Annotated in this window: 11 protein-coding genes and 1 pseudogene; 5 read left to right on the forward strand and 7 right to left on the reverse strand. The window is 60.4% G+C overall.

The features are described from left to right. Positions 1-101: 101 nt before the first annotated feature. The 4 genes and pseudogenes from HWV23_RS04225 to HWV23_RS04240 all read right to left on the reverse strand — a co-directional run bounded on the left by HWV23_RS04225 (position 102) and on the right by HWV23_RS04240 (position 5,451). Positions 102-2,816, reverse strand: coding sequence for a BGTF surface domain-containing protein (locus tag HWV23_RS04225; protein ID WP_178288257.1), 2,715 nt, complete (start codon positions 2,814-2,816; stop codon positions 102-104). 114 nt (positions 2,817-2,930) lie between these two features. Next, a pseudogene (locus HWV23_RS17250) lies at positions 2,931-3,026 on the reverse strand (surface glycoprotein); the annotation flags it as partial. A gap of 843 nt (positions 3,027-3,869) precedes the next feature. Next, positions 3,870-4,298 carry a TIGR04206 family protein gene (locus HWV23_RS04235; protein WP_246282728.1) on the reverse strand — a complete coding sequence of 143 codons (429 nt, stop codon included), beginning with the start codon at positions 4,296-4,298 and terminating at the stop codon, positions 3,870-3,872. A 37-nt stretch (positions 4,299-4,335) separates the two neighbouring features. Next, on the reverse strand, positions 4,336-5,451 hold the full coding sequence (locus tag HWV23_RS04240; RefSeq protein WP_178289179.1) for an OBG GTPase family GTP-binding protein: 1,116 nt from the start codon (positions 5,449-5,451) through the stop codon (positions 4,336-4,338). 104 nt (positions 5,452-5,555) lie between these two features. Between HWV23_RS04240 and HWV23_RS04245 the strand changes: the two genes are divergently transcribed. Then, a complete protein-coding gene (locus HWV23_RS04245) occupies positions 5,556-5,720 on the forward strand; it encodes a hypothetical protein (RefSeq protein ID WP_178289180.1) in 165 nt (54 codons plus the stop codon). A 62-nt stretch (positions 5,721-5,782) separates the two neighbouring features. On the opposite strand, the gene HWV23_RS04250 is transcribed toward HWV23_RS04245, so the two are convergent. Beyond that, entirely contained in the window at positions 5,783-7,012 is a 1,230-nt protein-coding gene (locus HWV23_RS04250) for an RNA-guided endonuclease InsQ/TnpB family protein (RefSeq protein WP_178289181.1), read from the reverse strand. A 309-nt stretch (positions 7,013-7,321) separates the two neighbouring features. Here HWV23_RS04250 and HWV23_RS04255 point away from each other — a divergent pair, with 309 nt between their 5' ends. Next, the gene (locus tag HWV23_RS04255; RefSeq protein ID WP_178289182.1) at positions 7,322-7,522 is read left to right on the forward strand and encodes a VNG_1110C family protein; all 201 of its coding nucleotides are present in this window, start codon (positions 7,322-7,324) and stop codon (positions 7,520-7,522) included. A 16-nt stretch (positions 7,523-7,538) separates the two neighbouring features. Here HWV23_RS04255 and HWV23_RS04260 read toward each other — a convergent pair whose 3' ends face one another. Then, a complete protein-coding gene (locus tag HWV23_RS04260) occupies positions 7,539-7,886 on the reverse strand; it encodes a VOC family protein (protein WP_178289183.1) in 348 nt (115 codons plus the stop codon). A 79-nt stretch (positions 7,887-7,965) separates the two neighbouring features. Between HWV23_RS04260 and HWV23_RS04265 the strand changes: the two genes are divergently transcribed. The 3 genes from HWV23_RS04265 (at position 7,966) to HWV23_RS04275 (ending at position 12,422) form a co-directional block, all read left to right on the forward strand. Then, positions 7,966-8,445, forward strand: coding sequence for a DUF7523 family protein (locus HWV23_RS04265; protein ID WP_178289184.1), 480 nt, complete (start codon positions 7,966-7,968; stop codon positions 8,443-8,445). Positions 8,446-8,484: 39 nt separating this feature from the next. Further along, positions 8,485-9,978: a cysteine--tRNA ligase gene (gene cysS, locus HWV23_RS04270; RefSeq protein ID WP_178289185.1), complete on the forward strand. Its 1,494-nt coding sequence runs from the start codon at positions 8,485-8,487 to the stop codon at positions 9,976-9,978. A gap of 107 nt (positions 9,979-10,085) precedes the next feature. Continuing rightward, positions 10,086-12,422, forward strand: coding sequence for a hypothetical protein (locus HWV23_RS04275; protein ID WP_178289186.1), 2,337 nt, complete (start codon positions 10,086-10,088; stop codon positions 12,420-12,422). A 23-nt stretch (positions 12,423-12,445) separates the two neighbouring features. On the opposite strand, the gene HWV23_RS04280 is transcribed toward HWV23_RS04275, so the two are convergent. After that, positions 12,446-12,931, reverse strand: a complete 486-nt coding sequence (locus HWV23_RS04280) for a PadR family transcriptional regulator (protein WP_178289187.1) — start codon at positions 12,929-12,931, stop codon at positions 12,446-12,448. Positions 12,932-13,032: the final 101 nt, after the last annotated feature.

A 13,032-nucleotide genomic window follows, 5' to 3' on the forward strand; every position in this document is an offset into this window, starting at 1 on the left:
AGCAGGAACTCCGTTGCTATCGACAGCCGCGTCGCTTCGTGTGTAGCGCGTCAAAAAATGAAGACCGCAATCGCAAGGACCGGAAACGGAGTTCCGGTTAGTTAGAACGCGTTGCGACGGGCAGCCAGGAGCGCGGCACCGAGCAGCGCGATCAGGGCGAGGCCGGCACCGAAGCCGGGCTGGTCCTGGGACGTGGTCTCAGTGGCGGTTCCGGGCTCAGGCGTCGCAGTACCCTCGGACGGCGTCGCCGTCGGCGTCGCCTCGGTCTCGACAGTCAGCGTCGTGCTGGCGCTGTCGTCAGCGGAGGCGACCTCGACGGTGACGTCACCGGAGAGGTCGGACGTGCTGATAGTCGACTCGACGGTCGTCGACTCGTTGACGTCCAGACTGACTTCCTGACTGTCGACTTCCGTGTCGTCGACAAGGATCGAGACAGTCTGGTTGCCTGCGACGTCACCATTGTTGGTGACATTTGCGGACACGTCAACGTCCTCGCCGGCCTCGACGGATGTCGAGCTTAGCGAGAGGTCGGAGACCTGGAAGGACGCGCCAGAGACTTCACCAACGACACCAGGCGTCTCGGCGTCATCCTCGAAGGACTGACGACGGATACTGGCGGTGAAGTTCTGACCCGAGTTGACGCCCGAGAAGTCGAACGTGGCAACGAAGTTGCCCTCGGCGTCAACGGTTGCGTCTGCGGTCTCGAGGAACGGGCTTTCGCCGGTTGCACGGGCGCGGACGGTCAGTTCCGTACCGGGTGCGACGGTCGTTTCGCCGGTGATTTCGGCTTCCTCAGTCGGCGAAACGCGGACCTCGCCACCACGTGTATCGAACGAGGCCTCGCGGTCAACGAGAGTGTAGCTGCCGTTGGCAGATTCTGCCTCGGCACCGCTACGGACGAATTTCTTTTCGTACGCCTCGGTGACCGTGAAGTTGGCCGTGAACTCGTCGTTGATTTCCGCGTTCTGCTCGTCGACGAATTCGTCGGAGTCGACGATGACGTACAGCGTGTCGTTTTCGAGATCGCTAACGACACGCGTGTTGGACGTGGCCATCGAAGTCGCATCACCAGTGGCGGCACCGGGGAGAGTCAGATTGATGGGGTCCGCGTTGATGCCAGCATCTTCCTGTTCGATGAAGAGGCTGACGTTCCCAGCATTCTGATGGGCTGCCAGGTCACTGATGGTATCGTAGGACCCTTCGAACCCGGAGACTTCAATCTCGTGGACAACGGTGTCACCGTTGAAGTTCAGACTGGAGTCACGGTCGGGATCCTTGACCGCAATGGTGTCGTCCTCGGTGAGACTCCCTTCGTTAGCAGCTTCGTTGATATCCTCAACTTCAGTGAGCTGGTTGAACGAAGCGTAGGGAGCGGTGTGGACAGTAACGCTGGTGTCCTCACGCTGCTGGAGGTTGACAACAGCAACGTTGTATTCTTCGGGGGTGTCAGCGTCACCGCTGTGCTGCTCTGCGATTACGTCGTAGAGCGCGTCGCCCAGGACGTAATTGAGGTCAGCTCTACTCTGGCTGAAGTTCGCAACGCTGCCTTCATCAACGCTGTAGAGCTTGCTCTCGTTGGTGGTCCGACCGAGCCAGTACGTGTTGATGTTGAGTACGACCTCATCATCATCGTTCGGCTGGACTTCGAAGCTCGCGTTGTAGTTCACGTCCTCGCCGCCGAACGTGAGATTGTACCGATCGAGTTCTTCGGACGTCGCGGAGATGGTGACGATGTCACCGCGGTGTTCGTTGATCTGCGTCTCCTCGAATTCGACAGTTGCGTCGGCCGCTTGGCCGACGGAGACCGTAGCGTTAGCGGTCGCGGTCGTGTCAGTCGCTTCGAGATCAAGTGTGAACTCGTCGCCTTCCTCGATGTCGTATTCTTCGAGGAATGTGGCGTTGAGCGCAACCTCGCTATCGATACCGGTAATCTCGATTGTGTCGTCACCCACCGGCGTGGGGCTTTCCGAACTGAAGACGTCCTCAAGCTGATCCTGCGTGAGGTTGTCCGACGAGATGTTGAGGTTGTAGTTGTTACGGTTGGAGTCAACTTCAAGATCGATGGAATCGCCGAGTTCGACCGTGTCGTCGGCGAATTCGGCGCTCATGTCCTGAAGTGCGAATTCGACTTCGGGGCTGGCACTGGTGTTGTGAGCCGTGTCGATCACAGCACCGGTGTTATCAGTTATTACAGCTTCGCGCTGTGAACTGTTAGCCGAGTTCGCAGCGGTAATGACGTAGTTGCCCTCGAAGTTGTCCGTCGAGATCACACGAGTGCGGGTGCTACTATCGACGCTAAATTCCGTCTCAAGGTCGCCAACGGCAGCACTAAAGGTCGACGCAGTGTCGTCCCATTCTCGAATCTGGAAATTCGAGAGATCCTGACCCGTGGTGGAGCTAGCATCAAAGACGAGCTCCTGACCCTGCCAGCGGGTCGTACCGGAGTCCCAGGACGCATCGGCGTTAGCTTCGTTCGCGGCTTCGGTTTCACCACGCGTGAGCGTTAGCGTGCCAGTATCCTGCGCACCGCCGGATTGCGGATTGAACTGGATGACACCATCGTAGGTGTTGCTGGAATCACTCGGGTTCTGCCAACCGGAGCTCTGGATCGTGAGGGTTACAGTTTCTCCATCAGCCGGGTCGAAGGAATTATTGAGGCTGACAAAGAGGCTGTCACCACCGTTGCTCCGTTCAACGGAACTGACAGAACTCGAACTCGCGCTTCCACCGGAGGTGGAGAGGCTAACGTCGGAGCTGCTAATGTCCGACTTAAACCCGTTGTCAAAGTTACTGTCGCTACTGAAGTCGATACTCATCGAATCGACACTAGGTTCTCCGCCTTGTTCTGTTATCGATGCATCTAACTGAGCGTCGTCACCGGCTGTATCCGGTGATGGGCTGAATTGCGCTGCATTAGCTGTAGCAGCAGCACTCCCTGCGAACGCCATGGTTCCTGCGAAGACCCACAGGACCATCAGCGCTGCAAGGAATACCGCGCGCAGCTTGCTATTATTATTGTCTGTCATAGTTTGTCTTTAGTCTGCATCGGCGACCGTACGTCGTACACGGTGGGGCACTTCATTCCGCCCACATCGGTACTCAGTACTGTCACCATGGGTAGGGGTACGTCATGAACAACTATTGGACACTATAAATGCTTTGTGGGGGTGCACGGATGTTGACAACGTATGACGCGGCCATATTCCGGCTGTAGCGGCGATTTGGTACTCTGTACCACACATGTCTGACACCCCGAACTAGTACTTAAATGCCAGAGATAGACGCCCCATATCTGGTCGCCGGCCGTAATCGACCAGCGACGTCTCAACCCACCACAAATCTTCATAATCGGCTCAACGTCCGAAAGGTAGGCGTCTCCCGTGCTGAAAATCCAATTAGGAAAACGGAGACGAACAGTCCAAACTCGATACGAGAACGGAATCACATAGCGCTGTATTACGGGAATACAGCCGATTAGGTCGATGACAAATCCCTAAGTCACCATCTCATATATTACTGGGAATCAAAACCGCACGAGGGCGGCCAATTATGAAGGATAAATCGTCCTACGAACAGAGGGGCGACAGTCAGGTTTTCGACCAGTCACGGATTCTTAACGCGTTCAAAACGCCGATAGACGGGCTCTATAGGGAGTTCGAATTACAGAGGTGCTACGCGACTAGTTGCTTGTTCGGCCTACTCACAGTGGTAATCTTCCGGACCAGTAACTAGCTATGAAGAGTGAAAATTCAGTTCATAACCCTATTTTCGAAAGGTAGCGGGCTTGAATCTGATTATGAACATCCAACGTGCCCTCGAACAACCGACCGTGATACGAACAAATCCGAACGAAGCTGTGAACGGCCCGCCTACTCCAGCGACCCGAGTCCACGTTTCTTCATCGCTGGCCAGTAGACCCACCAGATGACTATCCATGTCGCCACGGCGCCCACCGGGAGTACGACGACACCGGAGCCGAACCCATAGGCGCGATACAGACCGACGGCCACCTGTGCGTGGGAGATACCGGTGAAGAAGAGCAGACCGCCGGTAAGCCGTGGGTCCTCACGATCCACCAGACCCGTCAGGGCTGACGCAAGCGCGCCCGCGTAGAGAAGAACGCCGGCCGGCCACGCCTGAAGACGTCGGGGAAGGCCGGCAGTATAGACGAAGAGATACGAATAAAGGTCCGTGAGATGGAACGGGTTGGTGTTAACCAGGCCGAACGCGAAAACGAACGAGGTCTCGCGGCCAGCGACGATAACTGTCCACGGCAGCAATCCGAGCAGACAGACCACAAGAATACGACGCGTCGATGAAACTTCGGGGCGCACGTTATTTCCGGGCGACGATACGCAGGATGTCCTCGTCCTGCAGTTCGTGGTCGCGGCCGACCTGCTGTTCGTCGTGTTTGGCGCTCGGGCCGGTCACCCGGGCAAAGCGGAACCGTTCGTCGAAGCTCCCGCCGAGTTTGTCGATGGCGTCGTCGACGGTGTTGTCCTCCTCGGTGAGGATGAGCGGTTCGTCCTTGTCGACGCCGCGGCCGGGCTTGTCCATGTAGATGCGGATGAGCCCGAGCCGCTCCCAGATGCTTTCCTTCAGCGAGTCGAGACCTTTCTCCTTCTCGGCGCTGATGAAGACGGCCTCCTCGGGGTCGATATCGTGCTCCCGGAGGTTTTCCTTGACCGTGTCGACGTAACTGGGCTCGATGAGGTCGACCTTGTTGACCGCGACCATCGAGGGGAGGTACTCGCGGTTGTCCTGCAGGGCGTCGACCAACTGGTCGATGGTGAGGTCCTCGCGGATGGTGACGTCGGCATTGATGAACTCGTACTCGCGGAGGACGCTCATGATGGTCTCGTCGTCAAGGCTCACCTGGTCGGAGGTGGTGAGGTTGATGCCGCCCTTGTGCTTTTTGCGGATGTTGACCTGCACGGGCTCTTGGTCGAGGCGGACCTTGTTCTTGTAGAGTTCCTCCGAGAGGCGTTCGTACTGGTCGATTTCGAACGCCGAAAGGACGAACAACACGAGGTCGGCGGTCCGGACGACCGAGAGGACGGCTTGCCCGCCACCACGGTTCTCGGCGGCACCCTCGATGAGGCCGGGCACGTCGAGGAGTTGGATGTTCGCGCCCTGATAATCGAGCATGCCGGGGTTGACGTCCAGCGTCGTGAACTCGTAGGAGCCGACCTCGCTTTCGGCGTTCGTGAGGGCGTTGAGGAGCGTCGATTTGCCGACGGAGGGAAAGCCGACCAGCGCGACGGTGGCGTCGCCGTGTTTTTCGACGGCGTAGCCGCCGCTGCCGCCACCGGAGGACTGTCGCCGTTCCAGTTCCTCCTTCTTCTCGGAGAGTTTGGCCTTCAGACGGCCGATGTGCTGTTCGGTCGACTTGTTGTAGGGCGTATTGGCGATTTCCTCTTCGAGCTCCTCGATCTCCTCTTCGAGCCCCATTGTATGGCCGAAGACACTGCCACCGAAAAAGCCGTTCGGTTGGGCGTCTCCGAAGCCCTCGCCGGGAACGGCGGGATTAACAGCGGCCGTCCCCGAATCGCGGTATGGAGGACAAGAAGAAACTCGCCTACACGCTCGCCTGCGTCGGCCTCACGTTCGTCGGCGTCTTCCATTTCGTCTTCTCGACGCTGTTCGGCTACGGCCTGCGGGCGGTCAGCGGCCTCCTCATCGCCGCCGGCCTGTTCGGCCTCTTCGTGCTCAACGCATAGGGGCTGTCAGGGGCCAACACATCACCCTTGGGAGGGGTTTCAACAGTGTGAACTACCCCACATTACTCACCCTCAGCGTGCGCCGTTCGCTCTTGGAGGATGGGGCTTCCTGTTTCAATGACGCGCTTTGCAGATACGTGCGTATCCACAGGGAACGCAGTCTCCACAGGCGTAGATTCGGAGTGAACCACACCTAGTTCTTCGAGGCCGCGGGAAAGAATATTCCACGCCGCGTTCGCGTCCCTGTCCGCCTTGAAACCGCACGAGGGACACGAGTGTTTACGAACCCACAGCGGCTTAGCCGTCTTGACACCACAGGACGCACATTCCTTCGTCGTGTTCTTCGGGTCAACCGCTACGAGGTGTGTTCCCTCACGCTCGCATTTGTATTCCAGCATTCGAAGAAACATTCCCCACGCTGCGCCTGCTCGGTTCCGGGAGTTACCGGGCTGTTCGACCAATCTTTTTGCTTCCAAGTCTTCGACAGCCACCAAGTCGTACTTCGTGGCGTAGTAGTTCGAGAGTTTATGCAGGAAGTCTCGGCGCTTCCGCTTCAAGGCAGCGTGCCGTCGAGCCACGATCTTCCGCTGTTTCTCCCAATTTTTGGAATTGTGTTCTTTCCGTGAGAGGTTGCGTTTGGCGCGTTCGAGCCGGTCACGTTCTTCATTGAAATCGGGGGGTTCGATGGCGAATCCATCAGTGTCGTGGGCGTACTTGAGAATCCCTACATCGATACCGACGACCGTCTCGGGAGTCTCCGGTTTCGCGGGGATGTCTTCGTCCACCTCGATACCGAATGTAGCGAACCATTCCCCTGTGGGTTCCCGTTTGACCGTGACTTGTTTGATGGTCGAGTTTTCGGGAATGTCGCGGTGGAGATGAATCGGGATCTCCCCAATTTTGCTCAACCACAACACAGGCCGCCCACTCGTATTCTTGAGTTTGAAGCCGGACTGGTTGTAGGTGAGCGATCGATAGTCCCGAGGGCGTTTCCACTTAAGCATCCCCACGGCACGTCCACTCTCTTTCTGGGCTTTTAGTGTAGAGAGGTTGTCGTAGACGCGCTTGACGACCATCTGCAACACTTTTGAATGGATATCTCCAAGGTCGTCCCACCACTTCTTGAGCTCTGGGAGTCGTCCCTGTACCTCGTAGCGTGCGGGAGTGTCTTCGGATTCATTGATCAGGTAGAGAACGTGATTGTACAGTTGCCTACAAGTATCGACATGGTATAGAAGCGTCTCTGCCAAGTTTTCTGTTGGGTTGAGTCGATACTTGTAGTTATACTGCATGGTTTACTTGTCCGATTCGGGCACTACTTCTTCGCCTTTGTTTTCAAACCTATGCATCAACAGTATGTTGACAATAAATGAACATCAAGGTGGTGGACGGTGGACTGAACTTCGCAGGCCTTGAGAACCGTAAGGCGCTGTATCCCTTCCGCACTGCGCGGCTTGGGTGCTAAACACCCTGCGTTGTCATCCGAATATCTCCGATTCTCGTGATCACAGGAGAACTTCGTCCTCTCGAACGGTTCCCTGAGGGGAGGGAGTTAGCGCCTTTCAATAGTTTAATATCCGGATACAAGAAACGAACCGGTGATGGTCGACCCATCTAGTCTCCGCGACAGCACCCAGATCGTTCTGCCGCTGGACGCGCTGGATGGGCTTCGCTGCGAACTCGAAGCGGAGTTTACGGTAACCGTCCACGAGGAAGGCGGGGTCGCCCGTATCATCGGCAGTCCCGTCGTCATCAAAGACGTCAACGACTTTCTCGTTCGGAACGGCGTCTCCCTGCCGTAGTCCGTTCGGCAACCACTCAGTCTCCGGTTTCGTGTTCGAACACCTGCACCTCGACCGTCCGTCCCTCAGGGTCCGCCGCGAAGAACTGGTAAATCTCGTAGGTCTCGTTGTATCGTGGTTCGTCGTCCGCGACGGTATGTAACTGGTCGTAGAGCAGGTCCACCCGCTCGCGGGAGTCGACGACGAACGTCAGGATACCGTCCGTCTCGGCTTCCTCCCGGTCACAGAAGCCGAACCGGAAGTCCCCGGCGGCGAGGATGGTACAATCGGACTGTTCGAGCCATACCTCGGCACCGACAGCCTCGGTGTAGAACTCGACTACCTCCTCGAGGCGCTCGGTCCGGAAGAAGACGATGCCGTCCATGGCGGCCTCTCGGCCGGCGTGGGCAAAAAGCCGCCTCCGCAATCGACAGTTGCTTGTCGTCCTCCGCCGACCACCGGATATGACCGTCGCTGCCGACACTCGCGAGGCCGTCCGGGAACGGCCGTTCCTCGAAACCGCCCTCCGGGCCGGCGTCGTCAACTACACCGCCGCCGCTCGCTTTCTCGACGTCGGCGAGCAGGAAGCCGTCGCCGCCGCGCTCCGACGCTACGCCGAGGAACTGGCGGACTACGAGGAACCGAACCGCCGCGCCAGCGTTTCGATGAAATCCGGCGTCGGTGCCGTCGACGAGGAAGGCGAGTCCACATCCAGTGCACTGCTACAAATCGGCGAAATCGCCTTCACCGCTGACGGCGGGGACTACACCGCAGTCGTCGCCGAGGGCGACGTCGATGCGAACGCGCTCGCGGACGTGTTGGGTCGGCTTCGAACCGCCGACGTCGAGGTCGAAGCCGCCGGCGCTTCCGGGGGAACGCTGACGGTCGTCGTCGGCCGTCGTGCGGGCGCCAACGCCGTCCGAGCGGTCGAGGACGCCCTGTAAGCGACGGATTGAAACCGTCCGCGGGCGAGCCTTCGACTAATGACGCTCCGCGTGCTGAACACCCTCTCGGGCGAGCGTGAAGAGTTCGAGCCGGCCGACCCCGACGATGTCTTACTGTACTACTGTGGGTTGACCGTCTCCGATTACCCACATCTCGGGCACGCGCGCACGTGGACACACGTCGATGTAATTCACCGCTGGCTGGAGCACCTCGGCTACGGCGTCCGCCACGTCGAGAACATCACCGACGTCAACGAAAAAATCGTCGCCCGCATCGGCGAGCGAGTCGACGACGATACCCTCGGCGACAGCGAGAACGACGTCGCCCGCCACTTCATCGACCAACTGCTGACCGACATGCGGTCGCTCAACCTCAAGCGTGCGGAGGTCTATCCCCGCGTCTCCGAGCACGTCCCCGAAATCATCGACCTCATCGAGACGCTCATCGAGAAGGGCTACGCCTACGAGTCGGAGGGGTCAGTCTACTTCGACGTGACCGAGTTCCCCGACTACGGCAAACTCTCGAATCAGGAACTCGACGAGGTCGAAGCCCAAGGGCCGGACGAGGAACGCGCCGAAAAGCGCCACCCTTCCGACTTCGCCCTCTGGAAGGCCGGCGGCGTCTCCGAGGAGGCAGTCCACGAACACCGCGACGACGAGGGCGAGTACGAGGCCGATACCCCCGAAGGGACGACGTGGGATTCCCCGTGGGGCGAGGGGCGGCCGGGCTGGCACATCGAGTGTTCGGCGATGTCGATGACCCACCTCGACGACACCATCGACATCCACATGGGTGGCCGCGACTTGGTTTTCCCGCACCACGAGAACGAAATCGCCCAGAGCGAGGCCGCGACCGGCCAGGAGTTCGCCCGCTACTGGCTTCACGCGGACCTCTTCGAGATGGGCGAGGAGAAGATGTCCTCCAGTCTCGGGAACTTCATCCCCGTCGGCGAGGCCGTCGACCGCTTCGGGACGAACCCGCTGCGGATGTTCTTCCTGTCGGCTTCGTATAACTCCACCCAGACCTACAGCGAGGAGGCCATCGAGGAGGCCCTGGAACGCTGGGACCGCCTCGAAAACGCCTACGACCGCGCCGCCGAGGCCGTCGATTCCCCCGACGCCCACACGAAGGTCGAATCCGAACTCCGGGAGGTCGTTCCGCAAGTCCGCGCGGAGTTCACCGAAGCGATGAACGACGACTTCAACACCCGCGAGGCCATCGCCGCGCTCTTCAACCTCGCGGCGGCGGTCCACACCCACCTCGACGAGACCGACGACCACGACTACCGCGGCCTGCGAGCGGCCGTCGAGGCCTTCGAGGCGTTCGGCGAGGACGTTCTCGGCTTCGACTTCTCGGGGACCGCCGAAGGCGAAGCCACCCTCGCCGAGGAACTGGTCGGACTCGTCCTCGACGTCCGCGAGGCCGAACGCGAGGCGGGCAACTACGAGCGGGCCGACGACCTCCGTGACGACCTCGAAGCCCTCGGCGTCGAGGTACAGGACACCGACGACGGGCCGACCTATCGACTGTAGCGGTCTGTCTTTGGTTTCGACACTTCGACCGCGTTGAGGCCGCTCGCTTATAATAAACAGTAAACTTGTGGTAGAAATCCTAAACGTGGGGAGATGCATCACCGGATATGCCAGACGAACTATCACGTCGAGCAATCCTTCGGGCGGCCGGGGCGGCCGGCGTCGCTCCCGCACTCGTGAACCAGGCCAGCGCGAACCCCGTCGAGGACGCTATCGACGAACTCCGAAACCGTGACCCGGGCATCGAGAACGCCCTCGTGAAATCGACCGCCTGTGTCAAACCACAGGAAGACCCCGAACTCTACGGGCCGACCGATATCGATGCCCAATCGGGCAACCGGGGCCTGTCGGTCGCGCTCAACGACGAGGGCACGGTCACCGTCTGCAAGTGGCCCTCGCCGTCCTTCTACGACCATGTCAAATACCACACTACTTCCCGCGACGAACCTCGGTGGGGCGTCAACGCCAACGAGGGAATGTTCCTCGGCATCCATACGGGCGATGAAACGACGTGGCTCCGCGAGATGGACACGGAACAACGCTACGAGAAAGACCGCTCGGACAGCATCGAAACAGTCCACCGCGACGACGAACTCGGACTGACCGTCCGGGTGCGCTCAGTCGTCGCTTCGGACGCCGACACCTTCGTCCGCGGAGTCACGGTCGAACGGGCTGCCGACGGTCCCGAATCGGTCGGCCTCGTCGCCTTCGCGAACGTCAATCCCGTGACGACCAAGCACGTCGGCAACCCGACGCAGGACTGGTGTTTCGAGGAGACCAACGACGGCCTCGGCCGCTACGACGCCGACGCGGACGCCGTCTTCGTCGAGGGAGAGGGCGTCGATGATTCGACCGGTGAACGGACACAGGTCAACCTCGCGCTGGGCTTCGACGGCGACTCGGCAGGACATCAGGTCGGCGGCGACGCCCACGACCCGGCGGCCGCGCCCGCCGACGCAGGTCCAACCCGTGACGCCTACGACGCTGCCAGCGAGGGCACGTTCCCCGGCAACGACCAGTACGTCGGTCAGGTCACCGCCAGCCTCCTAACGGATCTCGACCTCTCCGATGGTGGGGCGACCGAGACGGTGACGCTCGCGGCCGGCGAAACCGCCAGCGAGGCCACCGAAGCCCTCCGAACGGAACAGGACCGGGCCATCGACTCGGTCATCGACGCCAAACGCGAGTGGTTCGCCGACTTCCTCGCCGACGCGCCGATGCCGAACACCGACGACCAGCGCGTCCGGACGGTCTGTAACCGCGCGCTTGTGACGCTCATCACGAACGCCGACCGCGAAACGGGCGCCATCGTCGCCTCCATCGCGACCCAGCCGCCCTACGGCGAGGACTGGCCCCGCGACGGCGCCTTCTTCAACCACGCACTGGACCTCATCGGCCTCCACGACGTCGTCGACACGCACAACCGCTGGTACGCCGGCCTCCAGCAGCGGGCCGGCGACCCCAATCTCCAGGACCCCAAGACGCCGCCCGGCAACTGGGCGATGAACTACTACGCCGACGGCGCCGTCGGCGGCCCCGTGCCGTGGGAAATCGACCAGACCGGTTTCACGGTCTGGACGCTGTGGGACCACTACGAGGCCACCGGCGACCGCGAGTATCTCGAAGACGTCTATCCGGCTATTCAAGCAGCAGCGGACTTCTTCGTCGAATACCGTGACCCCGAAAACGGCCTGCAGGGACGTGCCCACGAGGACGACAATGCGGCCTACACCCAGACCATCGTCGGCGCCGCGCCGGTGTGGCTGGCGTTGGATTGTGCGGTGGCTGCGGCGAACGAACTCGACAACGCCGAGGACGCCGCCCGGTTTGCCGCCCGAAAGACCGAACTCGGCGCCGCCATCGACCGCGAACTCTATACTGACGGCGCCTACCGCAAGGACCCCGACGTCCCACGTCCGGGCGGCATCCCCGTTTCGCCGTTCCCCGGGATTTACGCGCCCGTCGCCTGGCCCGTCTGTTTCAAGGACTTCGACAGCGACCGGATGCAGAGCCACCTCGACATCATGTGGGAGGGCGTCTCCGAGACGTTCGACCAGCCGAAACCAGACAGTGATGGCGCCTTCGGTGGCTACGAACTGAAATCGCTCGTCGTCCTCGCGAAGGCCTGGAAGGACGATGAAGAGAAACTCGCGCAAGTCCGTGAGGGCATCGATTGGGTCGCCCACGAACACGCCCGGCAGTCGGGTATCATCGGCGAGTTCTGGATGGTTGACGACAACGAGGTCGTCTCCATCAACGCCCAACCCCACACCTGGGAGCAGACCCTCTTTTATCTCGCCGCGCTGGAGGCGTACCCGCCCGCGGACATCGCGGCCCGCGCCGAGCAGTTCGCTGACTGTGGCGGGGCTATCGAGGCACTCCGGAACCGTGACCGCGGAAAGGCCGACACGAACGGCAGAAACACCAACCGCTCAGCGGAGTAAGTCGACCGAAAAGCGAGGAGTCGTTATTCGTCGTCGGCGTCGAACTCGTCGAGGGCTCGGTGGAACACCATACCGAGGGCGAGATGCTGGGTCATCGCCTCGCGGAGTTCGTCGCGAACGGCGTCGGCGTCGTCGATGGCGTACTCCTTGGTCTGGACCAGTTCGCGCATCTCGAGGAAGCCTTCCTCTTCGAGGTCGTGAAGCAGCGGGTAGACCGTCCCCGGACTCAGTTGTGCACCGAAGAAGCGGTTGAGGTCCTCCATGACGCCCTTGCCGTGGGTGTCGCCCTCGCGGAGGCCGACAAGCAGCATGAGCAGTTCCGGTAGGGATTCCTTTACCAGTCCGTCGTCGATGGTCGGCGTTCCGTCATCGAAGAGGTCAGTGGACGCATCCTGAACGACGGTTTCGGTCCGAACCGCCGGGTCCGACGAGGAATCCGACTGGTTGATGCCGTTCAGTTCGCCTATCAGGCTCTGTAACGTCGCGTCGGAACCGCCCTGTGAGCTCATTTGTCCGCCTCCTGCGAATCTTCCATACCTGCTGGTGGACGTCATGGCATATAAATTACTGGTAATGAACCACTAATAGTACGCGTGGAAGAAACCCTGAA

The organism is Natronomonas halophila (assembly GCF_013391085.1).
GTDB classification, from domain to species: Archaea; Halobacteriota; Halobacteria; order Halobacteriales; family Haloarculaceae; genus Natronomonas; species Natronomonas halophila.